Genomic DNA, 26,535 nt, shown 5'->3' with positions numbered 1-26,535 from the left:
CCCTAAACGATAAAGTGGATGTGCTTTTTGCCATGGAACGGCGAGATCTCGATTTTGGTTTTGACCCGGAAGACGTCCCAGAGCAACGACTCGGATAAGATATCCTGCGGTGTCCCCGTCGCCACAATTTGCCCTTTCTGCATCACAATCAGCGAGTCGCAGAACATCGAGGCGTGGTTGAGATCGTGGATAGCGACGATGCTGGTGACCGGTAATTCGCTGATCAACTGCATCAGCTGGATCTGATGATGAATGTCCAGGTGGTTGGTCGGTTCATCCAGCAGGATTTCCGTCGGGGTCTGGGCCAGCGCGCGGGCAATGTGGACGCGCTGGCGCTCGCCGCCGGAGAGGCTCAGCCAGCCCTGGCCACTTTTATCCAGCATATCCACGCGCTGCAGAGCGGCGGTGACGGTCTCGTCATCGTGGTTGCTCCAGTTGGAAAAGGCGGAGTGGTGTGGAATACGCCCAAGTTTCACCACGTCGCGCACGCGCATGTTGGCGTCAGTCATGCCGTGCTGCTCCACGAAGGCGACCCGGCGGGCAAGCTGTTTTTTGGCGATGCGGGTAATGTCCTGTCCGTCCAGGGTGACGCAGCCAGCATCCGGGCGACGCAGCCCTGCGAGGATACGTAAAAGAGAGGATTTACCGCAGCCGTTAGGGCCAAGCAGTCCTACCGTTTCGCCCCGTGACACCTTCAGCGAGACGTCATTAACGATGACTTTTTTGCCGACCTTCCAGGTAATATTTTCCGCGCAGATGCTCATCACTTATTCCTTGAACGGTAGATAATCACGGCAAAGAAGGGGACGCCAACCAGCGCGGTGACCACGCCGACGGGCAGGCTTTGCGGTGCAATCAGCATGCGTGAGGCAATGTCTGCCAGCACCATCAGGATCGCGCCTGCCAGCGCGCTGGCAATCAGCAGTGTGCGGTGCAGCGGCCCGAACAGGAAACGCATCACGTGCGGCACCACCAGCCCGACAAAGCCGATTGACCCCGCCATGCTGACGATGGTCGCGGTAATCAGCGCGGTGGTGGTAAAGAGCGCCAGGCGCACCCAAGGAACGGCAATGCCCAGCGACGCGGCGGCGTCGTCACCGAACGTAAAGGCATCCAGCGCCCGGGAATAGTAGAGGCAAATGGCTAACCCAATCAGCACCACGACCAGCGCCAGCTGGAATTCAGGCCAGCGTACGCCGCTGAAGCTGCCCAGCAGCCAGAACATCACGTCGCGCGCCTGCTGGGCGCTGGCGGAGGTGCTGATGGTGTAGGCGGTAATGGCGTTGAAAAGCTGCGAGGCGGCGACCCCTGCCAGAATGGTCCGTTCATTCCCGCCGCGCGCGCCGTTCGTCAGAAACGCGACAAACGCAAACGCGGCGAACGCCCCGGCAAAGGCACCGGCGGAGAGAGACACCGCACCGGTGCCGATCCCCAATACGACGACAGAAACCGCCCCGGTCGACGCGCCCGCGGACACGCCGAGCACGTAGGGTTCCGCCAGCGCGTTCTTCAGCAGGCTCTGCAATACGGCACCGCAGATGGCCAGCCCCGCGCCGCAGCAGGCCGCCACCAGCGCGCGGCTCAGGCGAAAGTCCCAGATGACGCTCTCATAGATGCGAGTGAGCGGAACCTCGGTAAGCCCCATTTTATTGCTGATGGCGTAAAACACGTTATCCAGCGGGATGGACAGCTCGCCGACGCTGACGCTCAGGGCGATCACCAGAAATAACAGTACCAGGGCGAGCAAAGCCGAGGTCGTCAGAACCAGGCTCTGCCGGACCTGAAGAACGGCAGTTGTCATCAGTTCAGCCCCAGTTTTCTGAGCTGTTCGCCGACCTGCTCAGCCCCGTAAATCGTGCGGATCGTCGGGTTCATGGCCTGACCGTCCATCACCACGATATGGCCTTTTTTCACGGCGTCCAGCTGGCTGACCGCCGGATCGCTCTTCAGAAATTTGATTTTCTCTTGTGCGTTATCCAGCGCCCAGCGGTTGCGATCCAGGCTGGAGACCACGATGACATCCGGATTGGCGGCAATAATGCTTTCCCAACCCACGGTCGGCCATTCGGTCTCGGAGGTGATGGCGTTATGCCCGCCCAGCACGTCAGCGATGAACCCTGAGGCGCTGTTTTTACCGCCGACGTAGGCGTCCGCAGAAGGGGATGAGCTGGAGAACCAGAAGACAAACGAGAGGTCTTTTTTATTCTTGCTGAATTCCTTACGCAGGTCGGCCTCGCGTTTTTTGAAATCCGCAATGACGGCCTGGCCGCGATCTTCAACGTTGAAAATTTTAGCGAAATCCTCAATCTCTTTATAGAGATAGGTCATATCCCACAGCTTCTGGCGGCTGCCGTACATATCGCCGGCGGCCTTTTTGGTCGCGCACATGCCCGGTGATAAATAGCTGTTCACGCCGACAGTGGCCAGATCTTCACGCTTTGCGACCTTACTCTCCGGCCCAAGCAGCAGAGGAAGCTGGGCAGGAACAAAATCAGGGTTTTGCGAAAGGATGGATTCCAGCGTCGGGATTTCTACCGTCAGGGTTTTGATTTTTGCGTTCTGTTCCGCCAGCTGCGGCAGCACTTTGGTCGGCCAGAAGGCGCTGGCCTTCACCTTATCTTCCAGCCCCAGCAGGAGCAAAATTTCGACGGTGTTCTGTCCCAGGGCCACGACGCGTTCCGGCGCTTTGGTGAACGTCTCTTTATAGCCACAGTTTTCAATGGTCAGAGGATATGTGGTTGCCAGAGCAGAACTGACCGACGCAACCGCCAGGCCTAACGCGCAGATGACCTTCTTCATGAAACGCTACCCTTGATTAATATTATTATTGATGCAAATGAAACTCATTATTAAGGCGGAATTTTATACAGAGGAAACGATTTTGTGTCAATGAGGGACAATTGCGCGGGGTAACGAAAGGCGGTGCCAGAAAACACCGCCAGAGTAGGGGCTTAAACCAGGCTCTCTTTCTCAATCCCGAGTCGCTTCATGCGCGACAGCAGGGTGGTGCGTTTTAACCCCAGGCGCTGGGCGGCACCTTTTGGCCCGGCGACCACGCCGTTGGTCTCTTTGAGTACGCGCATAATGAGCTGATATTCATCCTCTCCCTCTTTCGCTGTCTCGGCGGCGGGCAGGATCACGTCAGGCAGCGTCACTTCAGGCAGGGAGAGTTGCAGCACATTCCCCCGCGTCAGCAGCACCGCACGTTCGATGACGTTTTCCAGCTCGCGCACGTTGCCGGGCCACTCCATCGATGAAAGGGTACGCAACGTCTCGGCAGGAATGCTGTCGATATTTCGACCCATCCGACGCGCGATCTTGGCGGTAAACGCTTTGACCAGCAGGGGGATATCTTCCGGGCGCTCGCGCAGCGGCGGCAGGAAGATCGGGAACACGTTCAGGCGATAGTAAAGGTCGCTGCGAAACTCGCGGTCGGCGACCATTTTTTTCAGATCGCGGTTGGTGGCGGCAATCAGCCGCACGTCGGTCTGGATAAGCTTGTTGCTTCCCAGGCGCTCAAACTCCTGCTCCTGCAACACGCGCAGCAGTTTCGGCTGTAGCTCCAGCGGCATATCGCCCACTTCGTCGAGAAACAGCGAGCTCTTGTCCGCCAGCTCAAAACGGCCCAGCCGCTGGCTGCTTGCCCCGGTGAATGCACCGCGCTCGTGGCCGAACAGATCGCTTTCCAGCAGCCCTGCGGGCATCGCGGCGCAGTTCATCTTCACCATCCGACGGCTGTTGCGGTTGCTCAGGTTGTGGATGGCGCGGGCAATCAGCTCTTTACCCGTACCGGTTTCGCCCAGGATCAGCACCGTGCTGTCGCTTTGCGCCACCATCTCGACCTGCTTGAGCACACTGTACATGGCGTCGCTGCGCCCGATGATTTCACCAAACTCGCTGTCCACGTTGTTGAGCTGCTCGGTCAGGGCCAGGTTCTCATCCACCAGACGCTCTTTCAGACGATGAATTTCCTGATAGGCGAGGGCGTTATCCAGGGCGATGGAAATACGCTCGGCGATCTGACGCAGCAGCTTCAGGTTGGCGGTGGTGAACACGCCTTCCTCACACTGCGCCAGCTTAAGCACGCCCAGCATGGTGTTGCCGGACATCAGCGGCAGCAGGCACAGGGTCTGAATTTTGTTGCCCCAGGTGTTAAACAGCATCCGCTCGTACGGCGCTACCGGGTCCTGCTCGTTCAGGTTGAGCAGGAGGATCTCTTTGCTTTTGAAGACCCGTTCAGAAAGGGTCCCCGCTTCATCCACTTCGCTCTGCTCGTGTGCCGGGTTGGCTTCATCAAGATAATGCGTGGAGTAGATGTTCAGCTTGCCCTTGCGATGGCCGCGAAGCGCAATGCTGATAGCGTCGATTTTGAAATAGTGATGGATCTCTTTCGAGACTTCGCTCACCAGTTCATCCATGTCGAGCCGCGACAGCACGGCGTTAGTGATGGCGACCAGAATGCGGAAGTTGTCGCGTTCGCGGCTCAGCAGGTCGTAATCCACATTATTGGTGACGCGGCTTTGGATCTGCTCAGCGACGACGGCCACAATCTGGGTAAAGGTGTGCAGGCGTTCGTATTCCGCCTCGCTCCAGGGCTGGTCGGTGGTGCGGATAAACTCGCAGCCGCCAAAAATCTGACCCTCTGCCGCCAGCGGCAACATGCAGTAATGCCCGAAAGGCTGATAGAGGTTACTCTCCGCGAGCCGCGGCCACGCCTGGCGGAACTCCTCAAAGTTGCAGTGCAGCACTTCAGGCCGGGAGAGAATGCGGCGCACCGGGCCATGCGCGAGATACGTTTCGTCTTCATATTCGAACGTTTTGCCATTGTCACGCGTTGAGTAGTAGCTCGCGCGGTGCGTTCCGCTATGCCACAGTACAATCGCGGCGCTGTCGGCCAGCGCCGACTGCCTGACCAGCCGGGTCAGGGCATCGCTCAGCGCGCCGAGATCGGGCTGCTGTAAAAGTGTGCGCGTGATGTCAAACAGGCCCTGCTGTCCAAGATCGCTCATCGGTGTATACGGCATAGTGCTTTCCAGTAGAAACGAGCAAAAAAATCCATGCTGACCGCTTTTGGCGCGGTTCTAGCAAATACGGGGTAAAGGTTCCGCGTGCGGCAGATCCAGCGTGCGCTTCACGCCATAAAGCCCGGTCAGGCGCACCCCTTTGCGCTCAACCACTTCACCAATCATTGCCGCCTCTTTTCCTGACGGATGAGCCCGCAGCTGTTCAAGAACGGCTTCCGCTGCCGCGCGTTCAACGCCAATCACCAGTTTGCCTTCGTTTGCGAAGTTAAGCGGGTCCAGCCCCAGCAGTTCGCAGAGCCCACGAACGGCGGGCTTAACGGGCAGGCTGCGCTCGGTGAGTTCAATCCCATACCCGCAGCTTGCTGCAAATTCGTGGGCCACGGCATTCACGCCGCCTCGCGTGGCATCCCGCAGGGCTTTCACGCCGGGCACGGCCCGCAGCGTCTGAATCAGCGGGGTGAGCACCGCGCAGTCGCTGCGCAGTTCCCCGTCCAGCCCCAGCCCTTCACGCAGGTTAAGGATGGTCGCCCCGTGGCAGCCCAGCGTTCCGGTCACGATCAGCACGTCGCCCACGCTAAGCTGCTGCGCGCCCCAGTGAATATCGGCGGGGATCGCCCCCACGCCGGCGGTGTTGATAAACAGCTTGTCGGCCGCGCCGCGCTGCACCACTTTGGTATCGCCTGTAACGATAGCTATCCCCGCCTCGCGCGCGGTCTGCGCCATGCTGTTGACCACTGTTGTGAGCGTCTCCATCGGCAAGCCCTCTTCGAGGATAAACCCGCAGGAGAGGTAGCGCGGAACGGCGCCGCTGACGGCGACGTCGTTGGCCGTGCCGCAGACGGCGAGCTTGCCGATATCGCCACCCGGGAAGAACAGCGGATCAATGACGTAGCTGTCGGTGGAGAAGGCCAGCCTGTCGCCCTGGGCGGTGAGGGTGGCGAGGTCAATGCGCGCCTGGTCTTCCTGTTCGGCGAGCCAGGGGTTGTTAAAGGCCGACATAAATAGCCGGTTAATCAGCTGCTGCATCGCCTGTCCGCCGCTACCGTGCGCCATTTCAACCGTATTCATGCTTCACTCTCCTGGTTGCGATACTGATACCACGCGGCACACGCCCCTTCGGAGGAGACCATCAGCGCGCCAAACGCCGTTTGCGGGTTGCAGGTATTGCCAAATAACGGGCACTGATGCGGTTTGCATTTGCCGGTGAGCACCTCGCCGCAGCGGGCCCGGGGATCGTCGCAAACCTGCTGCGGCTGCGGGCGGAAATGCGCTTCGGCGTCGAATGTGCGATAGGCTGACGTCAGGCGCACGCCGGATTCGGCAATCAGCCCCAGACCACGCCATTCGCTGTCGCCCTCAACGCTAAACACGTCGGCTATCGCCTGCTGTGCCCGTTCATTTCCCGCATCCGGCACCACGCGCCGGTACTGGTTTTCCACTGCACTCAGGGCCGCTATTTTCTGCTCAACCAGCATGGTGACACCTTGCAGTAGATCAAGTGGTTCGAAACCAGCGACCACTAACGGACGATTGTACTGTTCAGCGATAAAACCGTAGGCGTCTGTGCCAATCACCATGCTGACATGCCCCGGTGCCAGAAAGGCGTCAATGCCGTTTCCCGGCTCTTCCAGCAGGCTGCGCAGGGTGGGGATAAGCGTAATGTGCTGGCAGAAGAAGAAAAAGTTATCGACGCCGCGCGCTTTTGCCTGCTGCAGCGTGATGGCGGTGGCGGGCATGGTGGTTTCAAACCCCAGGCCAAAGAACACCACCTTACGCGCGGGATTATTCTCTGCCAGCGTCAGGGCATCCATCGGCGAATAGACGATCCGCACGTCCGCACCGCGCGCTTTTGCCTGCAGCAGCGAGCCGTTTTTCCCCGGCACGCGCATCGCGTCGCCAAAGGTGCAGAAAATGACGTCGGGCTGGCTGGCAATTTCAATACAGCTGTCGATGCGCCCCATCGGCAGCACGCAGACCGGGCAGCCGGGGCCGTGGATAAACTCGATGTTCTCCGGCAGCAGCTGGTCGAGGCCAAATTTGAAGATGGCGTGCGTGTGCCCGCCGCACACCTCCATGATCCGCAGCGGTCTTTCTGTCGTGAAGTCCAGCAGCGCTGCGCGCGTTTTCAGGTGGCCGATAAGCTGCAGCACCTGCTCCGGCGCGCGGTATTCATCAACGTAACGCATGATTACCGCTCCTCGCCGTACAGCAGCGCGCCCACGTCAGGCTCCACGTCAAACATGTTCTGCAACGCATCCAGCGTGTCGCGGGCTTCCGCTTCGTTAATCACGCTCATTGCGAACCCCACGTGCACCAGCACCCACTGGCCGAGACGCGATGCGCCCGTTTCATCTGTGTTGCCCACCAGCGTCAGGTCCACGTCGCGCAGGATGCCGCAGACCTCGACTTTGGCCTGATTACCGTCGATGGCGTAAATTTGCCCAGGTACGCCTATGCACATCGCTCGTTCTCCAGCCACTGTAGCCAACTGTCCATGCCGTCACCGCGCGTGGCGGAGACCAGCAGGATCTCAATCTCCGGATTCACTTCACGGGCATACGCCAGGCACTTATCCACGTCGAAATTCAGGTACGGCAGCAGGTCGACTTTGTTCAGCAGCATGATGGACGCGGCGGCAAACATATGCGGGTACTTCAGCGGTTTGTCTTCGCCTTCGGTCACCGAAAGCACCGCCACCTTGTGCCGTTCGCCCAGGTCGAAGCTCGCCGGGCAGACCAGGTTGCCGACGTTTTCAATAAACAGAATGCCGTCATCCGCCAGCGGCAGGCGCGGGGCGGCGTCGGCAATCATCTGCGCATCCAGGTGGCAGCCTTTGCCGGTATTAACCTGAATCGCCGGGGTGCCGGTTGCGCGAATACGCGCCGCGTCGTTAACGGTTTGCTGGTCGCCTTCAATCACCGCGCAGGAGACGCGCCCGTTCAGGCGCTTGAGCGTTTCCGTTAACAGCGTGGTTTTGCCGGAGCCGGGGCTGGAGACCAGATTCAACACCAGCTGTTTACGGGTGGCAAAGCGGGCGCGGTTGCGGGCGGCGATCTGGTTATTTTTGTCCAGCACGTTGATTTCCACTTCCAGCATCTGGCGCTGGCTGATACCCGGCGCGTGGGTGCCCGCTTCCCCGTGGCCGTAATGCAGATCGCCCACTTCGGAGCGCTGCGGAGCGAAGGTGATACCGGTCAGTGCCGCAGAAGGTCGTGGGGCAGGAGAAAAGGGCGCGGAGCGAAACGCGGAATGGGGGCGATGTTCATCCCCTTCTATATACAGGTTGCCTTCGGCGCAACCGCAGGTACTACACATACTTTACTCCTTCTCGATTTCGAGACGTTGGATCTGCATGCCGTCATCCGCCACGATGCGAAGACCGGTGCTCTGACACTGCGGACAGCGCTGAACCTTTGATGACAGCAGGGTGACGTACTGCTGGCACTGTTCGCACCAGCACTCCGCCTGCTGCTCTTCAATATGCAGTTCGCAGCCTTCCGCCAGCGTGCCGCGGCACACCAGTTCAAAACAGAAATTCAGGGCGCTGGTCTCGACGCAGGAAAACGCCCCGACCTTCAGCCAGACGCCGGTAACGCGTTTCGCGTGGTTTTGCACTGCCTGCTGCTCGATAAGTTCCAGAGCCCGCTGGCAGAGGGTGATTTCGTGCATGACGCCTCCTCAGTGAATTGCGCCATTGAATGCAATAACGGTGCCAGCTTGATTTTTGTTAAGGCGTGACGATGTCAACGCTGTCGAAATGACACGTCGACACCGCGGCGTTGACAGCGGTTTTGCAATTAAATCAATTAAAAATCATATAGATAAAAACTGGCATGGAATCTGCTTAACAGCCGCTATCTCCATTAAACGGATACCTTCTATGACTATTTGGGAAATCAGCGAAAAAGCGGATTACATCGCGCAGCGTCATCAGCAGCTGCAGGACCAGTGGCACCTTTACTGCAACTCGCTGGTTCAGGGCATTACCCTCTCGAAAGCGCGTCTTCACCACGCGATGAGCTGCGCGGCACAGGGGGATATGAGCTTTGTCCTGTTCGGCCATTTCACGATCAACGTGACCCTGGCAGATAACTTCAACAGCCACACCATCGAGTACCACCTCGAGACAAAAGACGGCGAAAAACAGTGTATTGCGAAGGCGCAGCTGATGGCCGACGGCATGGTGGACGGCCACGTCAGCAACCGCGATCGCCAGCAGGTGCTGGAGCACTATCTGGAAAAAATCGCGCCGGTCTATAACGGCCTGTACGCCGCCGTTGAACGCGATCTCCCGGTCAACCTGAAGCTGCTGATGGACGGAAATGCCTCAGCGAACGTGGCCTGACCCTTGCGTGTCGAGAAGTGTCGACAAGACAGTTTTTCGTCAAAAATGACTATCACCAGAGGATGACCCGGTGAACCGTTTTGTAATTGCCGACTCGACGGTCTGTATTGGCTGTCGAACCTGTGAGGCGGCGTGTTCGGAAACGCATCGCCTGTATGGGCTGCAGTCCATGCCGCGCCTGCACGTCATGCGTAATGAAAAAGAGTCTGCCCCGCAGCTCTGCCATCACTGTGAAGACGCCCCCTGCGCGGGTGTCTGCCCTGTGAATGCCATCACCCGCGTTGATGGCGCTGTCCAGCTGAACGAAAGCCTGTGCGTAAGCTGCAAGCTGTGCGGCATCGCCTGCCCGTTCGGCGCGATTGAATTTTCCGGCAGCCGTCCGCTGCACATTCCGGCGAACGCTAACTCGCCAAAAGCCCCGCCTGCGCCACCGGCTCCGGCACGCGTAAGCACGTTGCTGGACTGGGTGCCCGGCATCCGTGCCGTGGCGGTGAAGTGCGACCTGTGCAGCTTCGATGAGCAGGGTCCGGCCTGCGTGCGCACCTGCCCGACTAAAGCATTGATTCTGGTTAACATTCGCGACATCGCCCGTACCAGCAAGCGCAAACGCGAGCTGACCATCAACAGTGATTTTGGCGACCTTTCTCTGCTACAGGCGCTTAACGAGGGGGCGAAATGAACGCGGCAATGATGATTACCAGCGCGGTAGCCTGTTTTACTGCCGCCGCTGTTCTGGCGCTGATCTTCTCATTCCATAAAACCCTGAGCGGCGCGATCGCCGGGATTGGCGGGGCGGTAGCTAGCCTGATGACGCTGGCGGCAGGCGGCGTTGTCCTGCTCGGCGGCCAGTCCGCAGAAACCGTGATGCCGCTGATTCGGCACACCGTTGAGATCACGCCCCTGAACGCCATCTGGCTGGTGACGTTTGGCCTGTGCGGGCTGTTTATCAGCCTGTTCAATATCGACTGGCACCGCCACCCGCATGCTAAAGCCAACGGCCTGCTGGTTAATCTGCTGATGGCGACGGCGGTCTGTACCGTTATCGCCAGCAACCTCGGCGCGCTGGTGGTGATGGCGGAGATCATGGCGCTGTTCGGCGTGTTCCTGACGGGCTGCAGCGCCTCCGGCAAGCTGTGGTTTGCGCTGGGACGCCTGGGGACGCTGCTGCTGGTGCTGGCCTGCTGGCTGGTGTGGCAACGCTTTGGCACGCTGGATTTCTCTGCGCTCAACGGGCATCCGCTGGGGAATGACGTCTGGCTGCTGGGCGTTATCGGCTTTGGCCTGCTCGCTGGCATCATCCCGCTGCACGGCTGGGTGCCGCAGGCGCATGCGAATGCCTCCGCGCCCGCCGCCGCGCTGTTTTCGGTGGTGGTGATGAAAGTGGGTCTGTTCGGAATTTTGGCGATTACGCTGACCGGCGGACAACCGCCGCTATGGTGGGGCGTTGTGCTGCTGATCGCCGGAATGATTACCGCGTTCGTCGGCGGCCTGTACGCGCTGATGGAGCACAATATCCAGCGTCTTCTGGCGTACCACACGCTTGAAAATATCGGCATCATCCTGCTCGGTATTGGCGCGGGCGTAACCGGGCTGGCGCTCAATCATCCGGCGCTAATCGCGGCCGGTTTTATCGGCGGTCTTTATCACCTCGTTAACCACAGCCTGTTTAAAAGCACCCTGTTCCTCGGCGCGGGAAGCCTCTGGTTCCGCACCGGCCATCGGGACATCGAAAAGCTGGGCGGGATTGGCAAAAAGATGCCGGTAATTTCACTGGCGATGCTGGTCGGGCTGATGGCGATGGCCGCGCTGCCGCCGCTGAACGGCTTTGCCGGGGAGTGGGTGATCTATCAGTCCTTCTTCGCGCTCGGTCAGAGCGATCTCTTTATCGCGCGTTTGCTCGGCCCGCTGCTGGCGGTCGGGCTGGCAATTACCGGGGCGCTGGCGGTGATGTGCATGGCGAAAGTCTACGGCGTGACCTTCCTCGGCGCGCCGCGCACCCGCGAAGCTGAAAACGCCTGCTGCGCACCGTTGTTGATGGGCGTGAGCGTGGTCGCGCTGGCGCTGTGCTGCATCGCGGGCGGCGTCGCCGCACCGTGGCTGTTGCCGCTGCTGGGCAACGCCATTCCGCTGCCGCTGACCGTGGCGAATACCACCGTCTCTCAGCCTATGATCGCGCTGCTGCTGATTGGCGCACCGCTGCTGCCGCTCGTCCTGATGCTGTTCTTCAAACGCGACAGGCTCACCTCCCGCGCGCGCGGTGCGGCGTGGGCCTGCGGCTACGAACATGAACAGTCGATGGTTATCACCGCCCACGGTTTCGCCATGCCGGTGAAGGAGAACTTCGCCGCCGTGCTGAAGCTGCGCCACTGGTTGAATCCGGTGGCCTGGGTACCCGGCTGGCAGAGCGCCGCCGCGCCCGCGCTGTTCCGCCGTCTGGCGGTCATCGAGCTGGCGGTGCTGGTGGTCATTGTGATTTCACGAGGAGCCTGACATGAGTCTGTTACTGGCAATTCTTCAGGCGCTGGTGCTGTTCGCCGTAGCGCCGCTGCTGTCGGGCATCACGCGCGTGGCGCGCGCCCGGATGCACAACCGTCGCGGGCCTGGGGTGCTTCAGGAGTACCGCGATATCTTCAAACTGCTTTCTCGTCAGAGCGTGGCGCCGGATGCCGCAGGCTGGGTCTTCCGCCTGACGCCGTTCGTGATGGTGGGCGTCATGCTGACCATCGCCACCGCGCTGCCGGTGGTGACGGTAGGATCGCCGCTGCCGGCGCTCGGGGATCTGATTACGCTTATCTACCTCTTTGCCATCGCCCGTTTCTTCTTTGCGATTGCGGGCCTCGACACCGGGAGCCCGTTTACCGGCATCGGTGCCAGCCGCGAGGCGATGCTCGGCGTGCTGGTTGAGCCGATCCTGCTGCTGGGGCTGTGGGTCGCCGCGCAGGTGGCGGGTTCCACCCACATCAGCTTTATCACCCACACCGTTTACCACTGGCCGGTGGCGCGCTCAATCCCGCTGGTGCTGGCGCTGTGCGCCTGCGCGTTCGCCACCTTCATTGAGATGGGCAAACTGCCGTTCGACCTGGCCGAAGCCGAGCAGGAGCTGCAGGAAGGGCCGCTTACCGAGTACAGCGGCTACGGCTTCGCGGTGCTGAAGTGGGGCATCAGCCTCAAACAGCTGGTGGTGCTGCAGATGTTTGTCGGCGTCTTCTTCCCGTGGGGGCAGATGACGCACTTCTCCGCGGGCGGTCTGCTGCTGGCCGTCGTGGTTGCCGTCCTCAAGCTGCTGGTTGGCGTGCTGGTGATTGCCCTGTTCGAAAACAGCATGGCGCGCCTGCGTTTTGTCGAAACGTCACGCATCACCTGGGCCGGTTTTGGTTTTGCATTTTTAGCGTTCGTCTCCTTGCTGGTGGCGTGATTAAAGAGAATTTTTATGTCTGAAGAAAAGAAAGGTCAGCAGTATCTCGCCGCGTTGCATCAGGCTTTCCCCGGCGTGGTGCTGGAGGAATCCTGGCAAACCAAAGACCAGGTAACCGTCACTATTAAGGTGAACTACCTGCCGGAAGTGGTGGAGTTTCTCTACTACCGGCAGGGCGGCTGGCTGTCGGTACTGTTCGGCAACGACGAGCGCCAGCTGTGCGGCAGCTATGCGGTGTACTATGTGATGTCGATGGAGCAGGGCGAGAAGTGCTGGCTCACCGTGCGCGTCGAAGTCGACCCGAATAAGCCGGAATATCCGTCCGTCACGCCGCGCGTGCCTGCCGCCGTCTGGGGCGAGCGCGAAGTGCGCGACATGTACGGCCTGGTGCCGGTCGGCCTGCCGGACGAGCGCCGCCTGGTGCTACCGGACGACTGGCCGGACGAGCTCTATCCGCTGCGCAAAGACAGCATGGACTACCGCCAGCGTCCGGCGCCGACCACCGACAGCGAAACCTACGAGTTTATCAACGAGCTGGGCAGCAAGAAGAATAACGTGGTGCCGATCGGCCCGCTGCACGTCACCTCTGACGAGCCGGGCCACTTCCGCCTGTTCGTCGACGGTGAAAACATTATCGACGCCGACTACCGCCTGTTCTACGTCCATCGCGGCATGGAAAAGCTGGCGGAAACCCGCATGGGCTACAACGAAGTGACCTTCCTCTCTGACCGCGTGTGCGGCATCTGCGGCTTTGCCCACAGCACCGCCTACACCACCTCGGTGGAGAACGGCATGGGGATCGTGGTGCCGGAGCGCGCGCAGATGATCCGCGCCATTCTGCTGGAGGTGGAGCGCCTGCACTCGCACCTGCTGAACCTCGGCCTGGCCTGCCACTTTGTCGGCTTTGATTCCGGGTTTATGCAGTTCTTCCGCGTGCGCGAAGCGTCGATGAAGATGGCGGAGATCCTCACCGGGGCGCGTAAAACCTACGGCCTGAACCTGATCGGCGGGATCCGCCGCGACCTGCTGAAGGACGACATGATCCAGACCCGCCAGCTGGCGCAGCAGATGCGCCGCGACGTGCAGGAGCTGGTGGACATGCTTCTCAGCACGCCAAACATCGAGCAGCGCACCGTCGGCATTGGCCGCCTTGACCCGGAGATCGCCCGCGACTTCAGCAACGTCGGCCCGATGGTGCGCGCCAGCGGCCACGCCCGCGATACCCGCGCCGATCACCCGTTCGTCGGCTACGGCCTGCTGCCGATGACCGTGCACAGCGAGCAGGGCTGTGACGTCATCTCGCGGCTCAAGGTGCGCATCAACGAGGTGTTCACCGCGCTGAATATGATCGACTTTGGTCTGGACAACCTGCCGGGCGGCCCGCTGATGGTGGAGGGCTTCACCTACATCCCGAACCGCTTTGCCCTCGGCTTTGCCGAAGCGCCGCGCGGGGACGATATCCACTGGAGCATGACCGGCGACAACCAGAAGCTCTACCGCTGGCGTTGCCGCGCGGCCACCTACGCCAACTGGCCAACCCTGCGCTACATGCTGCGCGGTAACACCGTGTCTGACGCGCCGCTGATCATCGGCAGCCTCGACCCGTGCTACTCCTGCACCGACCGCATGACCGTGGTCGATGTGCGCAAGAAGAAAAGCCAGGTGGTGCCGTACAAAGAGCTTGAGCGCTACAGCATCGAGCGTAAGAACTCGCCGCTGAAATAAGGACTCGCCATGTTTACCTTTATCAAAAAAGTGATCAAAACGGGCACGCAGACCAGCAGCTATCCGCTGGAGCCGATGCCGGTGGATAAAAACTTTCGCGGCAAGCCGGAGCACAATCCGCAGCAGTGCATCGGCTGCGCGGCCTGCGTCAACGCCTGCCCGTCGAACGCTTTAACGGTGGAAACGGATCTCAAAACCGGCGAGCTGGCCTGGCAGTTTAACCTCGGGCGCTGCATCTTCTGCGGCCGCTGCGAGGAGGTCTGCCCGACGGTCGCCATTCGCCTGTCGCAGGAGTACGAGCTGGCGGTGTGGAAGAAAGAAGACTTCCTGCAGCAGTCGCACTTTGACCTGTGCAACTGCCGCGTCTGCAAACGCCCGTTCGCCGTGCAAAAAGAGATCGACTACGCCATCGCGCTGCTGCAGCACAACGGCGACGCCCGTGCGGAGCATCACCGCGAAAGCTTTGAAACCTGCCCGGCGTGCAAGCGTCAGAAGTGCCTGCTGCCGTCCGACCGTATTGATATCACCCGCCATATGAGAGAGGCCAGCTGATGGAAAACCTACTGGGCCCGCGCGACGCTAACGGCATTCCGGTGCCGATGACGGTGGACGAATCCATCGCCAGCATGAAGGCGTCGCTGTTGAAAAAAATCAAACGCTCGGCCTACGTCTACCGCGTGGACTGCGGGGGCTGCAACGGCTGCGAGATTGAGATCTTCGCCACCCTGTCGCCGCTGTTTGACGCGGAGCGCTTCGGCATCAAAGTGGTGCCGTCTCCGCGTCATGCGGACATTCTGCTGTTCACCGGGGCCGTCACCCGCGCCATGCGCTCGCCCGCGCTGCGCGCCTGGCAGTCCGCCCCTGATCCGAAAATCTGCATCTCGTACGGCGCCTGCGGCAACAGCGGCGGCATCTTCCATGACCTCTACTGCGTCTGGGGCGGCACCGACAAAATCGTGCCGGTGGACGTCTACATTCCGGGCTGCCCGCCGACGCCTGCCGCCACGCTGTACGGCTTTGCCATGGCGCTTGGCCTGCTGGAGCAAAAAATCCACGCGCGCGAGCCGGGCGAGTTGGACAACCAGCCAGCGGCCATTCTGCACCCGGATATGGTGCAGCCGCTGCGGGTGAAGGTGGATCGCACGGCGCGCAGGCTGGCGGGCTACCGCTACGGCCGTCAGATTGCCGACGACTATCTGCGCCTGCTGAGCCAGGGCGAGCATCAGGTCGCACGCTGGCTGGAGGCGGAAAACGATCCGCGTCTCAATGAGATCGTGGCGAACCTGAACAGCATCGTGGATGAGGCGCGTATCCGATGAGTGAAACGGTGGTGTTCAGCCAGCTGAGCCGTAAGTTTATTGATGAGAACGATGCCACGCCGGATGCGGCGCAGCAGGTGGTCTATTACAGCCTGGCGATTGGGCATCACCTCGGGGTGATCGACTGCCTGGAGGCGGCGCTGAGCTGTCCGTGGTCCGAATATCTGGCGTGGATCGCCACGCTGGAGGAGGGCAGTACGGCGCGTCGCAAGATGGAAGGCGTGCCGAAGTACGGCGAGATCGTGATCGATGCCAACCACATTGCGATGCTCGCCAACGCCTTTGACGCGGCGCTCGGCAGGCAAACCCCAGAGCAGCAGGCGTGGAGCAAAACGCTGCTCGGCATGCTGCATGATATTCATCAGGAGAGTGCCATCTACCTGATGGTGAGGAGATTACGTGACTGACGTTTTACTGTGTGTCGGCAACAGCATGATGGGCGATGACGGCGCGGGTCCGCTGCTGGCGGAGATGTGCGCCGCGAACCCGCAGGGCAGCTGGGTGGTGATTGACGGCGGCAGCGCGCCGGAAAACGACGTGGTCGCCATTCGCGAACTGCGCCCGGACAGGCTGTTAATCGTCGATGCCACCGATATGGGACTCAACCCCGGCGAGATCCGCCTGATTGACCCGGACGACATCGCCGAGATGTTTATGATGACCACCCACAATATGCCGCTGAATTATCTGGTGGATCAGATCAAAAGTGACGTGGGCGAGGTGCTCTTTTTGGGGATTCAGCCGGATATTGTCGGGTTTTATTACCCGATGACGCCGCCGGTGAAAGCGGCGGTGGAAGTGGTGTATTCAAGGCTTGCGGAGTGGGTTGGGGACGGGGATTTCTCCCGGCTCTGAGCAGTGCCGGGTGGCGGCTTCGCCTTACCCGGCCTACCAAACCCATCTCCCTCTCCCTGTGGGAGAGGGCTGGGGTGAGGGCAACAGGCTATTCGAGATCCGCCCCGTTACTCGCAATCACCTTCTTATACCACCAGAACGATTTCTTGCGTTTGCGCTCCAGCGTGCCGTTCCCGGCGTCGTCGCGGTCGACATAGACAAACCCGTAGCGCTTGCTCATCTCCCCGGTTGAGGCAGAGACAAGGTCAATACAGCCCCAGGTGGTGTAGCCCATCAGCGGCACGCCGTCCTCAATCGCGTCGCCCATCGCGCGGATATGCTCGCGCAGATAGCTAATGCGGTAGTCGTCGTTAATCTCGCCGTTTTCATCAACGACATCTTTCGCTCCCAGGCCGTTTTCCACCAGGAACAGCGGCTTCTGGTAGCGGTCGTACATCATGTTCATGGTGATGCGCAGGCCGAGCGGGTCGATGCCCCAGCCCCATTCGCTCACCTGAATGTGCGGGTTGCGCAGAGATTTGACGATGTTCGCCGCATTGGTGTTGTTCGCGTTCATATCCGCCGAGGCGCAGCGCGAGGCGTAATAGCTGAACGAGACAAAGTCGACGGTGTTTTTCAGAAGTAGATCATCGCCCGGGTCTTTAACAATCACCACGCCTTTCTCGCGGAACACGCGGGCAGAATAGGCCGGATAGCTGCCGCGCGCCTGCACGTCGATAAAGAACAGGTTCTCGCGGTCTTTCTCCAGCGCCATCCACACGTCTTCCGGCTTGCAGGAGTACGGATAGAAATTTCCGCCCGCCAGCATGCAGCCGACCTGGTTTTCCGGGTTCACCTCGTGAGCGATTTTGGTCGCCAGCGCGCTCGCCACCAGCTCGTGGTGAGCGGCCTGGTATTTCACCTGGTCTTCATTTTCGCCTTCCTCAAACACCAGCCCCGCGCCGGAGAACGGGCTGTGCAGCATGATGTTGATTTCGTTGAAGGTCAGCCAGTATTTCACCAGCCCGTTAAATTCCTCGAAGCAGGTGCGGGCGTAGCGGGCAAAGAAATCCACCATTTTGCGGTTGCGCCAGGAGCCGTACTCCGTCACCAGGTGCATCGGCACGTCGAAGTGGCAGAGGGTCACCAGCGGCTCGATGTTGTATTTTTTGCACTCCTCGAACACCGCGCGGTAGAAGGCAATACCCTCTTTGTTCGGCAGCGGTTCGTCGCCGTTCGGATAGAGGCGGCTCCAGGCGATCGAGGTGCGGAACACCGTAAAGCCCATCTCCGCCATCAGGGCGATGTCCTCTTTATAGCGATGGTAAAAATCAATCGCCTCGTGGCTCGGGTAGAATTCGTCGTCACGCAGCGAAAAACGCTTTTCCTTACCGAGCTTCACCGCCAGGCGGTTCGCGCCGTGGGGGATCATATCGACCGTCGTCAGCCCTTTGCCGCCCTCACGGTAAGCGCCTTCACTCTGGTTGGCGGCAAGCGCGCCGCCCCATAAAAATCCTTGTGGAAAAACAGACATTCTTACCTCGCTTTCAATTTATGCTTTTGCTGCGTTGTTCTGTACCGGTGCGGTCTGCAGGGCGCGCGCTTTTTCGGCGTCGTCTTCGACCGGAATATCCTCAAAGCCTAGTATCAGGGTCAGGACAAACGACAGCACCACTGCCAGACCCATCACGCCAAACACCCAGACGATGGTCATCGGGTTCGCCGGGTCGAAGAACTGTACGCTGGTAAACAGCCCCGGTGCCGCCATCGAGTGGCTGGCAAGACCCGCGATACCGGCAACCGCGCCGCAGATAAAGCCGCTGATCAGGCTCGCGATCAGCGGACGTTTCAGACGCACCGCCACGCCGTACAGGGCCGGTTCAGAGATCCCCGCCATGATGGCGGAGGCCGCCGCCGCCAGTGCCGTCTGGCGCAGCTCCGGGTTTTTGGTTTTCCACGCCACCGCCAGCGACGAACCGCCGAGCGACAGGTTGGCGCCGATTTCCGACGGCATGACCATCCCTTCTTTGCCCGTTTCGGCAATGGTCTGAATGATGGTTGGCGTAAACACGCGGTGCATCCCGGTCATGACCAGCAGCGGCCACAGCGCGCCCATGATGGCCACGGAGAGCCAGCCCAGATAGCCGTGAATGGTGTAAACCAGCGCGGAGATGGCGCTACCGATCCAGATCCCTAGCGGTCCAATCAGCACGATGGCGAGCGGGGCGGCAATCAGAACGATCAGCATCGGCTTGAGGAAGTTTTTGGTTACCGCCGGGGTGATGCGATCCACCCAGCGCTCGATGTATGACAGGCACCAGGTCATCACCAGCGCCGGGATGACGGTGTAGGTGTATTTCACCGCCGTCACCGGGATAAAGGCGAACTCAACGTGTTCGCCCTGCGCGGCTTTCGCCATCAGCTCGATAAAGCTCGGGTGCACCAGCACGCCCGCAATGGCGATGGCCAGCGACATGTTGGTTTTGAACTTCACCGCCGCCGAGGCCGCCACCATCAGCGGCAGGAAGAAGAACGCGCCGTCGCCGATGACGGTCAGAATAGTGAGCGTCGGCGCGCCTTTTGGCAGCACGCCGGTCATCTCAAGGATCATCGCCAGCAGCTTGACCATTGAGCCGCCGATGATCGCCGGGATCAGCGGGGACATGGTGCCGATCAGCGCGTCGAGGATCCCGGCGCCAATGCGACGCAGCGTCAGCTTTTGCGGGCCTTCCGGTTCGGCAGGCTGCAGGCTGGTTGGCAGCAGGCTCACCACTTCGCGGTACGCCTGCGAAACGGTGTTGCCGATGATGACCTGGCACTGGTTGTCGGTGCGCACCACGCCGAGCACGCCGCTGATGCTTTTCAGGCGCGCGGTATCGGTAAGGCTTTCGTCTTTCAGAACGAAACGAAGTCGCGTCATGCAGTGGGTGACGGCGACGATGTTCTCTTTGCCACCCAGCGCGCTGACAACGTCGTTCGCCAGCGCAGCGTAATTTTTGGCCATCGGATGTGATCCTGTTATCGTTGTGAGAAATGTAGGAAACCGGTTCCACATAATCATCATGAGTTTCTTTTGATGAAACAAGATCGCTTTTTGACCATTTTTTTATTTCGTGACGACGATCACCAGCAGGAGCCAAAAGCGTGATTTCACCGCTGCGACAATTTTTCTGCAGTGCAGTACACTGCGCTCCATCAGATGCAGACGGAATAACAACATGACCACGATGCTTGAAGTGGCGAAGCGGGCAGGCGTTTCGAAAGCCACGGTGTCCCGGGTGCTGTCGGGAAATGGCTATGTCAGCCAGGAGACCAAAGACAGGGTTTTTCAGGCCATTGAAGAGAGCGGCTATCGCCCAAATTTGCTGGCGCGCAACCTGGCGACCAAACGTACCCAGACGCTGGGCCTGGTGGTGACGAACACCCTTTATCACGGCGTCTACTTTAGCGAGCTGCTGTTTCACGCCGCGCGCATGACGGAAGAGAAAGGGCGGCAGCTGATCCTCGCGGACGGCAAGCACAGCGCGGATGAAGAGCGCGAGGCGATCCAGTATCTGCTCGATATGCGCTGTGACGCGGTGATCATCTATCCGCGTTTTCTGAGCGTGGAAGAGATGGATGAGATCGTCGAGAAGTGCGAGCAGCCCATTATGGTGCTCAACCGCCGCCTGCGTAAAAACAGCAGCCACTGCGTGTGGTCGGATCATAAAGCCTCCAGCCAGGACGCGGTGTCACAGCTGATTGCGAAAGGGCATCGGGAGATCGCCTTTATCACCGGCTCGCTGGATTCTCCCACCGGGGTTGAGCGTCTCTCCGGCTATAAGGACGCGCTGGCGCAGCACGGTCTTCCGCTGCGCGAGGGGCTGATTGCGCAGGGGAAGTGGAACCCCGCCAGCGGCGCGGCGGCGGTGTCCGAACTGCTTGCTCGCGGTGAACGCTTTACGGCGCTGGTGGCGAGTAATGACGACATGGCAATTGGCGCCATGAAGCAGCTGCACGACAGCGGCGTAGCCGCACCGGACGCGGTGTCGGTGATCGGTTTTGACGACGTGGCCATCGCGCCTTACATTGTGCCGTCGCTTTCCAGCGTACGTATCCCGGTAACGGAGATGATCAAAGAGACCATCAGCCGCCTGATCTTCATGCTCGACGGCGGCGAGTTTAAATATCAGCAAATTTTCTCCGGCGAGCTTGTCCTGCGCGACTCGGTTATTGACGGCCCGCACCGCTGATGTCGACAGCTGTCATCGTCATAAGTGACGATGACAGCACCGCTTTTATTTTTAAAACCAAATAAAATCAATAATTTAATTATTGGCACGGTTTATGAATATCTCCGGGCATAACTGTAATGCTGGAGAAGCAGATGAACCGTTTTATTATGGCCGATGCCAGTAAGTGTATTGGTTGCCGTACCTGTGAAGTGGCGTGCGTGGTTTCCCATCAGGCGGAGCAGGACTGCGCGTCGCTTACCCCTGACACGTTTTTGCCGCGCATCCACGTCATCAAAGGCGTGAATATTTCCACCGCCGCCATCTGTCGCCAGTGCGAAGACGCACCGTGCGCCAACGTCTGCCCGAACGGGGCGATTAAACGCGAGAAAGGCTTTGTGCACGTGATGCAGGAGCGCTGCATTGGCTGCAAAACCTGCGTGGTCGCCTGCCCGTATGGCGCGATGGAGGTGGTGGTCCGTCCGGTAGTGCGCAACAGCGGTATGGGACTGAGCGTGCGCGCGGACAAAGCCGAAGCCAACAAATGTGACCTGTGCTACCACCGCGACGCCGGCCCGGCCTGTATGGAAGCCTGCCCGACGCACGCGCTGGTCTGCGTTGATCGCGACAAGCTTGAGCAGATGAGCGCCGAAAAGCGCCGTCGCGCGGCGTTCGACACCTCGTCATCGCTGCTGTTCTGAACCGTATGAGCAGCAACGGCGTTCAGCTGCGCGTGCGCGGCAAGGTGCAGGGCGTCGGGTTTCGTCCCTTCGTCTGGCAGCTGGCGCAGGCGCTTCAGTTGACCGGTGACGTCTGCAATGACGGAGAGGGCGTGCTGGTGCGCCTCGCGGGTAATGGGGGGGCCTTTACCGCGAGGCTGCATCAGGACTGCCCGCCGCTGGCACGCATTGACCGCGTGGAAGCGCAGCCGTTTACCTGGGCGCACGTACCGGAGGACTTTACCATCCGCCACAGCGCGGCCGGGACAATGGACACCCAGATTGTGCCGGATGCCGCCACCTGTCCGGCGTGTCTGGCTGAGATGGGCGACCCACTCGAACGCCGTTATCGCTATCCGTTTATCAACTGCACCCACTGCGGGCCGCGGTTTACCATTATCCGCGCCATGCCCTACGACCGCCCGGCCACGGCAATGGCGCCGTTCCCGCTCTGTGGGCCGTGTGAAGCCGAGTACCGCAATCCTGCCGACCGCCGTTTTCACGCCCAGCCGGTCGCCTGCCCGGACTGCGGGCCTGCGCTGGAATGGCGCGCGGGCGACGTTCTTGCCACCCGCGAAACGGCACTGCGTGCGGCGGTGGCGATGCTGAAAAGCGGCGGTATAGTCGCGGTTAAAGGGCTGGGCGGTTTTCACCTCGTCTGTGACGCGCGTAACCCGCAGGCGGTCGCGACGCTTCGGTCACGCAAGCAGCGGCCCGCGAAGCCGCTGGCGGTGATGATCCCGCATGCGGATGACCTGCCGGAGACGGTTCAGACGCTGCTACGCTCACCCGCCGCACCCATTGTGCTCACGCCAAAAGCCTGGCTGCCCGCGTTCCCGGAAGGTATCGCGCCCGGTCTGGATTCCGTGGGCATCATGCTTCCTGCGAACCCGCTGCAGCATTTGCTGATGATGGACTGCCAGCGACCGCTGGTGATGACCTCCGGCAACCTTAGCGGCAGGCCGCCTGCCATCACCAACCGGCAGGCGCTGGATGAGCTCAGCGGCATCGTGGACGGCTTCCTGCTACACAATCGCGATATTCTTCAACGAATGGACGATTCGGTGGTGGATCGGGACGGCGCGATGCTGCGCCGCGCGCGCGGTTTTGTGCCCGATGCCATCACGTTGCCTGCGGGATTCGAGAATATCCCCGCCACGTTATGCACCGGTGCGGAGATGAAAAACACCTTCTGCCTGGTGCGTGGCAACCAGGCGGTGCTGAGCCAGCATTTTGGCGATCTCGGTGACGAGGGTGTCGAAGCGCAGTGGCACGGCGCGCTCTCGACGATGCAGGACATCTATGCCTTCCGTCCTGAGCGCGTGGTGTGCGACGCCCATCCGGGGTACCGTGCGCGCCAGTGGGCGCAGGCGCAGGGGCTGCCTGTTGAAACCGTGCTGCATCATCACGCCCACGCGGCGGCGTGCCTGGCCGAAAACGGCTGGCCGCGCGATGGCGGAGATGTTATCGCCCTGACGCTGGACGGGATCGGCATGGGGGAAAACGGCGCGCTGTGGGGCGGGGAGTGCCTGCGTGTCAACTATCTCGAGTGCGCGCATTTAGGTGGCTTGCCTGCCGTTGCGCTGCCGGGGGGCGATCTGGCGGCGCGGCAGCCGTGGCGCAACCTGCTCGCCCAGTGTCTGGCGTTTGTCCCTGACTGGCAGCAGTACCCGGAAACGCGCGCGGTACAGCGTCAGAACTGGCCGCTGCTGGCGAAGGCTATCCAGCGCGGCGTCAACGCGCCGCGGGCGTCGTCGTGCGGTCGCCTGTTTGATGCCGTCGCCTGCGCGCTGGGTATCGAAACCCAATCCTGGGAAGGTGAAGCGGCCTGCAGGCTGGAAGCGCTGGCGGCACAGTGCAACGGCGTCGAACACCCGGTTACGCTGTCGGTGGAAGACTTTGCGCTTTTCTGGCAGCAGTGGCTGAGCTGGCAGGCAGAGCCCTGCGAGCGCGCGTGGGCGTTTCACGACGCGCTGGCAAAAGGGCTGGCGGAGCTCGCTGCGTTCCATGCCCGGCGCTTATCGCTGTCGACAATCTGTCTCAACGGCGGGGTATTACACAACCGTCTGCTGCGCGCGCGCCTGCGTCATTACCTTTCTGACTTTACGCTTCTTTTTCCTTCGCGCCTGCCCGCAGGTGACGGAGCGATCTCCTTCGGGCAGGCGGTGGTCGCCGCTGCCCGGTCATGTTTACAAAGGACTAAAAATGTTACGACTGTTACGCAATGAACCTCGCGCCGCGCTCCTGCTGCTGGCTCTGGTAATGGCAAACCTGCTGGCCTGGGGATGGGCATGGCACACCTTTAGCGGCAGCACGGCGCTGATGGCGGCAAGTCTGCTGGCGTGGTGCTACGGGCTGCGTCACGCGGTGGACGCTGACCACATTGCCGCCATTGATACCGTGACGCGTAAGATGATGCAGCAGGGCTCGCGCCCGTCCGGCGTGGGGGCGTGGTTCTCGCTGGGGCACTCCACCATCGTGGTGCTGGCCTCCATTGCCATCGCCGCTACCGCCACGGCGTTTCAGAAAAACATGGAATGGTTCCACGAAACTGGCAGCCTGATTGGTACCGCCGTTTCCGCGACCTTCCTGCTGGCGATGGCGCTGGTGAATATGGTGATCCTGCGCGGCGTCTGGCGCAGTTTTCAGGCGCTAAAACGCGGCAGGCCTGTGCAGGGCGACATCACGCTCCCTGCCCAGGGCGGCGTCATGAACTGGCTGTTTGGCAAAACCTTCCGCCTGGTGAATAAAAGCTGGCAGATGTACCTGGTCGGTTTCCTGTTTGGCCTCGGCTTTGACACGGCCACCGAGATTGGCGTGCTGGGGATCTCTGCCGCCAGCGCCTCCAGCGGGATGTCGGTGTGGTCAATCATGATCTTCTCGGCGCTCTTCGCCAGCGGCATGGCGCTGGTGGATACCCTCGATAACCTGCTGATGGTCGGTGCCTACGGCTGGGCGTTTAACAAGCCGCAGCGCAAGCTCTATTACAACATGACTATCACCGGCACCTCCGTGGTGGTGGCGCTGTTTATCGGCGGGCTGGAAGCGCTGGGTCTGCTGATGGATAAATTTGCCCTCAGCGGCGGCGTCTGGGATCTGATTGGCGCGGTAAACGACAACCTGGGCAACGCCGGGTTTGTGGTGGTCGGGCTGTTCGTTGCCTGCTGGCTGATCTCCATGGTCAACTACCGCTGGCGCGGCTACGACGCGCTGGTGGTGCGATCCTGAGCAGGGGGTAGCCAGGCGCGGGTAAAATCAAGCCAGCCGCTGGCGGTCAGCACAATGTCCTGCACGTTTTCCAGGGTGTTAAGACGGTAGCGGTAGTGGAAAAGCGGCGTACAGGCGCCGCTTTCCAGCAAGGAACGAAAGAAGGAGGGCAGGTGATTATTCAGGGTCTCCTCACTTTCACAATAACCCATCAGTTTCTGCTTCTCTTCTTGCCAGGTGTCCTCGCCTAATGCCGTGGCCCACGCAGGCTCATCAAAAAACCACTCCACCAGGGCAAAGCCTGGCAGTTCACCCGCCAGATAGTCACCCAACAAAAGATCGGCCTGATCCAGCGCGTTATGACCATGCCACTCTTCGCGATCTTTCCATTTCACCGTCACGTTGCAGCTGTGCTTTTTCAGGCGCGCGCGCAGAATATCGGCCAGTTCGCACAGTTCAGGTGTGTGGTAGCAAACCAGCGAAAGCGTGGCGGGAAGCATCGCTTCCGAAGCCTGCGGGTATTGCGGTGGTGTCAGGCCTGGCAGTATTTCCGTTTGGGTTTCTAAATCATCCCGATGGAGAAACTGTTGATGAGTCATGCTCTGAATTTCCTGACGTAGCCAGGCCGCAAGCGGCTCGGGTAACCTGGCGTTTACCATTAGCCAGGCGAATCCGCCGCTGGTGGACGTTACCGCTGCCTGCGCATTTTGTCCTTTCCCGACGGTGATCCACGCCGGCTTTTGCGCCTCCGTACGGGTTCGCCAGAACTCTATCGCATGCAGTAGCGGATGGGCAGCAAAATACCAGGGCTGGCGCTCCAGGCGCAGGTAGTGAGAATGGTGATGCGCAATGGCAAAGGGTCCGGCACCGATGTCCGGTTGCTGTGGATGTGGCAGGCGGCATACGTGGTGCGCGAGACGATGCGCCAGCATCGCATCGGGGATGGTCAGCTGTATCTCCAGACACCAGGGGGCAATAAGCAACGCCCTGCAGACGTGAGTCAGACCGGCATTGCGTGCCGGATCGGCCAATACCTGTTGCAGCGCAATGAGGATATCTTCATCGCTGATAGCTTGCCCATTGTGCCAGTGCGCACCGCTGCGCAGGTAAAAACGCCAGCGGCGTTTGTCTTCGTTGAATTCCCAGTGATGGGCTAGATCAGGTACTGGATGCGGCTGACCGGGCATATAGCGCGTTAATCCCGCGTGTACGGCGCAGATAATGTGCTGCTCAGCGCGACGACGCTGAAGCGCCGGATGAAGCGACGTCAGTGGACGATACCAGGGAATGCGCAGGGTTGGCTGGTGCTTAAGCCACTTTCCGCCTAAAAAGGGTGTGATGATGTGATGCAGGCTGGCTGGATCGCCATCAGCCAGCTGCAGCGCGCTCTGGTAATCCCCCTTCTCCAGGCAGGCGTGCATCAGAGGGGCGCTGAGTTCGCTGGTGGTTGTCAGGCAGTGCAAGATGGCTCGATGTCCCCGTCCCGGCTGAGCATTCCAGCTTAACCATCCGCTCTGCGCCAGCTGGCGCAACAGGGTACGTGCATGACGTTCACTGCACAGCGCCACCTCGGCGACTTCAGCGATAGTCGTCGGCTTTGGCTCTGCGCCAAAGTGTTGATAAAGCCGTTGATACTGACGGATTTTCTGAAGCTGGCGCATGTCGACGTACCCAGGATAAAAGGTGGATGGTGAGAGTGTAGGTTTTTTTGCGGAATAATTAAGGTCTGGATTGAT

Annotated in this window: 25 protein-coding genes; 13 read left to right on the top strand and 12 right to left on the bottom strand. The window is 60.5% G+C overall.

Going from position 1 to position 26,535, the window contains the following annotated elements:
• Positions 1-2: 2 nt before the first annotated feature.
• From eitC to hypA, 9 genes are all read right to left on the bottom strand, one after another.
• Entirely contained in the window at positions 3-764 is a 762-nt protein-coding gene (eitC, locus tag OTG14_RS17995; RefSeq protein ID WP_267215552.1) for a siderophore ABC transporter ATP-binding protein EitC, read from the bottom strand.
• Positions 764-1,801, bottom strand: a complete 1,038-nt coding sequence (locus OTG14_RS17990) for a FecCD family ABC transporter permease (protein ID WP_267215551.1) — start codon at positions 1,799-1,801, stop codon at positions 764-766. Before OTG14_RS17990 ends, eitC begins: the two co-directional genes overlap by 1 nt.
• Positions 1,801-2,799, bottom strand: a complete 999-nt coding sequence (eitA, locus tag OTG14_RS17985; protein ID WP_032648061.1) for a siderophore ABC transporter substrate-binding protein EitA — start codon at positions 2,797-2,799, stop codon at positions 1,801-1,803. The genes OTG14_RS17990 and eitA overlap by 1 nt, the downstream gene beginning before the upstream one ends.
• Positions 2,800-2,951: 152 nt before the next feature.
• Entirely contained in the window at positions 2,952-5,024 is a 2,073-nt protein-coding gene (flhA, locus tag OTG14_RS17980; RefSeq protein ID WP_267215550.1) for a formate hydrogenlyase transcriptional activator FlhA, read from the bottom strand.
• A gap of 57 nt (positions 5,025-5,081) precedes the next feature.
• On the bottom strand, positions 5,082-6,092 hold the full coding sequence (gene hypE, locus OTG14_RS17975; RefSeq protein WP_267215549.1) for a hydrogenase expression/formation protein HypE: 1,011 nt from the start codon (positions 6,090-6,092) through the stop codon (positions 5,082-5,084).
• Complete coding sequence (gene hypD, locus OTG14_RS17970) at positions 6,089-7,210, bottom strand: hydrogenase formation protein HypD (protein WP_267215548.1); 1,122 nt, start codon at positions 7,208-7,210, stop codon at positions 6,089-6,091. Before hypD ends, hypE begins: the two co-directional genes overlap by 4 nt.
• A gap of 2 nt (positions 7,211-7,212) precedes the next feature.
• A complete protein-coding gene (locus tag OTG14_RS17965; protein WP_024909236.1) occupies positions 7,213-7,485 on the bottom strand; it encodes a HypC/HybG/HupF family hydrogenase formation chaperone in 273 nt (90 codons plus the stop codon).
• A complete protein-coding gene (gene hypB / locus OTG14_RS17960) occupies positions 7,476-8,339 on the bottom strand; it encodes a hydrogenase nickel incorporation protein HypB (protein WP_267215547.1) in 864 nt (287 codons plus the stop codon). The genes OTG14_RS17965 and hypB overlap by 10 nt, the downstream gene beginning before the upstream one ends.
• Positions 8,340-8,342: 3 nt before the next feature.
• Positions 8,343-8,693: a hydrogenase maturation nickel metallochaperone HypA gene (gene hypA, locus OTG14_RS17955; protein WP_029739533.1), complete on the bottom strand. Its 351-nt coding sequence runs from the start codon at positions 8,691-8,693 to the stop codon at positions 8,343-8,345.
• A gap of 211 nt (positions 8,694-8,904) precedes the next feature.
• Between hypA and hycA the strand changes: the two genes are divergently transcribed.
• The 9 genes from hycA to hycI all read left to right on the top strand — a co-directional run bounded on the left by hycA (position 8,905) and on the right by hycI (position 16,683).
• The gene (gene hycA / locus OTG14_RS17950; protein WP_048993070.1) at positions 8,905-9,369 is read left to right on the top strand and encodes a formate hydrogenlyase regulator HycA; all 465 of its coding nucleotides are present in this window, start codon (positions 8,905-8,907) and stop codon (positions 9,367-9,369) included.
• A gap of 70 nt (positions 9,370-9,439) precedes the next feature.
• Positions 9,440-10,048, top strand: a complete 609-nt coding sequence (locus OTG14_RS17945; protein ID WP_267215546.1) for a 4Fe-4S dicluster domain-containing protein — start codon at positions 9,440-9,442, stop codon at positions 10,046-10,048.
• Positions 10,045-11,859, top strand: coding sequence for a formate hydrogenlyase subunit 3 (gene hycC, locus OTG14_RS17940; RefSeq protein WP_267215545.1), 1,815 nt, complete (start codon positions 10,045-10,047; stop codon positions 11,857-11,859). The genes OTG14_RS17945 and hycC overlap by 4 nt, the downstream gene beginning before the upstream one ends.
• Before the next feature lies 1 nt (position 11,860).
• Positions 11,861-12,784 carry a respiratory chain complex I subunit 1 family protein gene (locus OTG14_RS17935; protein WP_248272335.1) on the top strand — a complete coding sequence of 308 codons (924 nt, stop codon included), beginning with the start codon at positions 11,861-11,863 and terminating at the stop codon, positions 12,782-12,784.
• Between the two features lie 15 nt (positions 12,785-12,799).
• Entirely contained in the window at positions 12,800-14,509 is a 1,710-nt protein-coding gene (hycE, locus tag OTG14_RS17930; RefSeq protein ID WP_148769288.1) for a formate hydrogenlyase subunit HycE, read from the top strand.
• A gap of 9 nt (positions 14,510-14,518) precedes the next feature.
• The gene (locus OTG14_RS17925) at positions 14,519-15,061 is read left to right on the top strand and encodes a formate hydrogenlyase complex iron-sulfur subunit (protein WP_267215544.1); all 543 of its coding nucleotides are present in this window, start codon (positions 14,519-14,521) and stop codon (positions 15,059-15,061) included.
• Positions 15,061-15,828 (top strand): formate hydrogenlyase subunit HycG, encoded by a 768-nt coding sequence (gene hycG, locus OTG14_RS17920; protein WP_048029233.1) that lies wholly within the window; start codon positions 15,061-15,063, stop codon positions 15,826-15,828. Before OTG14_RS17925 ends, hycG begins: the two co-directional genes overlap by 1 nt.
• Positions 15,825-16,235 (top strand): formate hydrogenlyase maturation HycH family protein, encoded by a 411-nt coding sequence (locus OTG14_RS17915; protein WP_208763222.1) that lies wholly within the window; start codon positions 15,825-15,827, stop codon positions 16,233-16,235. The genes hycG and OTG14_RS17915 overlap by 4 nt, the downstream gene beginning before the upstream one ends.
• Positions 16,228-16,683, top strand: coding sequence for a hydrogenase maturation peptidase HycI (gene hycI / locus OTG14_RS17910; protein WP_267215543.1), 456 nt, complete (start codon positions 16,228-16,230; stop codon positions 16,681-16,683). Before OTG14_RS17915 ends, hycI begins: the two co-directional genes overlap by 8 nt.
• An 88-nt stretch (positions 16,684-16,771) precedes the next feature.
• Here the strand turns inward: hycI and OTG14_RS17905 are convergent, their stop codons facing one another.
• Together OTG14_RS17905 and ascF are read right to left on the bottom strand one after the other, a co-directional pair.
• Entirely contained in the window at positions 16,772-18,196 is a 1,425-nt protein-coding gene (locus tag OTG14_RS17905) for a 6-phospho-beta-glucosidase (protein WP_032648036.1), read from the bottom strand.
• Between the two features lie 18 nt (positions 18,197-18,214).
• Positions 18,215-19,666: a PTS cellobiose/arbutin/salicin transporter subunit IIBC gene (gene ascF / locus OTG14_RS17900; RefSeq protein ID WP_267215542.1), complete on the bottom strand. Its 1,452-nt coding sequence runs from the start codon at positions 19,664-19,666 to the stop codon at positions 18,215-18,217.
• 214 nt (positions 19,667-19,880) lie between these two features.
• Here ascF and OTG14_RS17895 point away from each other — a divergent pair, with 214 nt between their 5' ends.
• From OTG14_RS17895 to OTG14_RS17880, 4 genes are all read left to right on the top strand, one after another.
• Positions 19,881-20,894 (top strand): LacI family DNA-binding transcriptional regulator, encoded by a 1,014-nt coding sequence (locus tag OTG14_RS17895; protein WP_267215541.1) that lies wholly within the window; start codon positions 19,881-19,883, stop codon positions 20,892-20,894.
• Positions 20,895-21,028: 134 nt separating this feature from the next.
• Positions 21,029-21,574, top strand: a complete 546-nt coding sequence (gene hydN, locus OTG14_RS17890) for an electron transport protein HydN (protein WP_029739520.1) — start codon at positions 21,029-21,031, stop codon at positions 21,572-21,574.
• 5 nt (positions 21,575-21,579) lie between these two features.
• Complete coding sequence (gene hypF, locus OTG14_RS17885) at positions 21,580-23,820, top strand: carbamoyltransferase HypF (RefSeq protein WP_267215540.1); 2,241 nt, start codon at positions 21,580-21,582, stop codon at positions 23,818-23,820.
• Positions 23,798-24,820, top strand: coding sequence for a HoxN/HupN/NixA family nickel/cobalt transporter (locus OTG14_RS17880; protein ID WP_267215539.1), 1,023 nt, complete (start codon positions 23,798-23,800; stop codon positions 24,818-24,820). The genes hypF and OTG14_RS17880 overlap by 23 nt, the downstream gene beginning before the upstream one ends.
• On the opposite strand, the gene OTG14_RS17875 is transcribed toward OTG14_RS17880, so the two are convergent.
• Positions 24,793-26,460 carry an SgrR family transcriptional regulator gene (locus tag OTG14_RS17875; RefSeq protein ID WP_267215538.1) on the bottom strand — a complete coding sequence of 556 codons (1,668 nt, stop codon included), beginning with the start codon at positions 26,458-26,460 and terminating at the stop codon, positions 24,793-24,795. The genes OTG14_RS17880 and OTG14_RS17875 overlap by 28 nt on opposite strands.
• Between the last annotated feature and the right edge of the window lie 75 nt (positions 26,461-26,535).

Origin of the sequence: Enterobacter pseudoroggenkampii (assembly GCF_026420145.1) — a bacterium.
In the GTDB taxonomy this organism is placed as follows: Bacteria; Pseudomonadota; Gammaproteobacteria; order Enterobacterales; family Enterobacteriaceae; genus Enterobacter; species Enterobacter pseudoroggenkampii.
This window is presented reverse-complemented; position numbering and strand designations above follow the sequence as displayed.

Excerpts from the sequence above, each read along its gene's own strand:
- eitC (WP_267215552.1), bottom strand. The coding sequence starts at position 764 with ATGAGCATCTGCGCGGAAAATATTACCTGGAAGGTCGGCAAAAAAGTC.
- OTG14_RS17990 (WP_267215551.1), bottom strand. The coding sequence starts at position 1,801 with ATGACAACTGCCGTTCTTCAGGTCCGGCAGAGCCTGGTTCTGACGACC.
- eitA (WP_032648061.1), bottom strand. The coding sequence starts at position 2,799 with ATGAAGAAGGTCATCTGCGCGTTAGGCCTGGCGGTTGCGTCGGTCAGT.
- flhA (WP_267215550.1), bottom strand. The coding sequence starts at position 5,024 with ATGCCGTATACACCGATGAGCGATCTTGGACAGCAGGGCCTGTTTGAC.
- hypE (WP_267215549.1), bottom strand. The coding sequence starts at position 6,092 with ATGAATACGGTTGAAATGGCGCACGGTAGCGGCGGACAGGCGATGCAG.
- hypD (WP_267215548.1), bottom strand. The coding sequence starts at position 7,210 with ATGCGTTACGTTGATGAATACCGCGCGCCGGAGCAGGTGCTGCAGCTT.
- OTG14_RS17965 (WP_024909236.1), bottom strand. The coding sequence starts at position 7,485 with ATGTGCATAGGCGTACCTGGGCAAATTTACGCCATCGACGGTAATCAG.
- hypB (WP_267215547.1), bottom strand. The coding sequence starts at position 8,339 with ATGTGTAGTACCTGCGGTTGCGCCGAAGGCAACCTGTATATAGAAGGG.
- hypA (WP_029739533.1), bottom strand. The coding sequence starts at position 8,693 with ATGCACGAAATCACCCTCTGCCAGCGGGCTCTGGAACTTATCGAGCAG.
- hycA (WP_048993070.1), top strand. The coding sequence starts at position 8,905 with ATGACTATTTGGGAAATCAGCGAAAAAGCGGATTACATCGCGCAGCGT.
- hycC (WP_267215545.1), top strand. The coding sequence starts at position 10,045 with ATGAACGCGGCAATGATGATTACCAGCGCGGTAGCCTGTTTTACTGCC.
- OTG14_RS17935 (WP_248272335.1), top strand. The coding sequence starts at position 11,861 with ATGAGTCTGTTACTGGCAATTCTTCAGGCGCTGGTGCTGTTCGCCGTA.
- hycE (WP_148769288.1), top strand. The coding sequence starts at position 12,800 with ATGTCTGAAGAAAAGAAAGGTCAGCAGTATCTCGCCGCGTTGCATCAG.
- OTG14_RS17925 (WP_267215544.1), top strand. The coding sequence starts at position 14,519 with ATGTTTACCTTTATCAAAAAAGTGATCAAAACGGGCACGCAGACCAGC.
- hycG (WP_048029233.1), top strand. The coding sequence starts at position 15,061 with ATGGAAAACCTACTGGGCCCGCGCGACGCTAACGGCATTCCGGTGCCG.
- OTG14_RS17915 (WP_208763222.1), top strand. The coding sequence starts at position 15,825 with ATGAGTGAAACGGTGGTGTTCAGCCAGCTGAGCCGTAAGTTTATTGAT.
- OTG14_RS17905 (WP_032648036.1), bottom strand. The coding sequence starts at position 18,196 with ATGTCTGTTTTTCCACAAGGATTTTTATGGGGCGGCGCGCTTGCCGCC.
- ascF (WP_267215542.1), bottom strand. The coding sequence starts at position 19,666 with ATGGCCAAAAATTACGCTGCGCTGGCGAACGACGTTGTCAGCGCGCTG.
- OTG14_RS17895 (WP_267215541.1), top strand. The coding sequence starts at position 19,881 with ATGACCACGATGCTTGAAGTGGCGAAGCGGGCAGGCGTTTCGAAAGCC.
- hydN (WP_029739520.1), top strand. The coding sequence starts at position 21,029 with ATGAACCGTTTTATTATGGCCGATGCCAGTAAGTGTATTGGTTGCCGT.
- hypF (WP_267215540.1), top strand. The coding sequence starts at position 21,580 with ATGAGCAGCAACGGCGTTCAGCTGCGCGTGCGCGGCAAGGTGCAGGGC.
- OTG14_RS17880 (WP_267215539.1), top strand. The coding sequence starts at position 23,798 with ATGTTACGACTGTTACGCAATGAACCTCGCGCCGCGCTCCTGCTGCTG.
- OTG14_RS17875 (WP_267215538.1), bottom strand. The coding sequence starts at position 26,460 with ATGCGCCAGCTTCAGAAAATCCGTCAGTATCAACGGCTTTATCAACAC.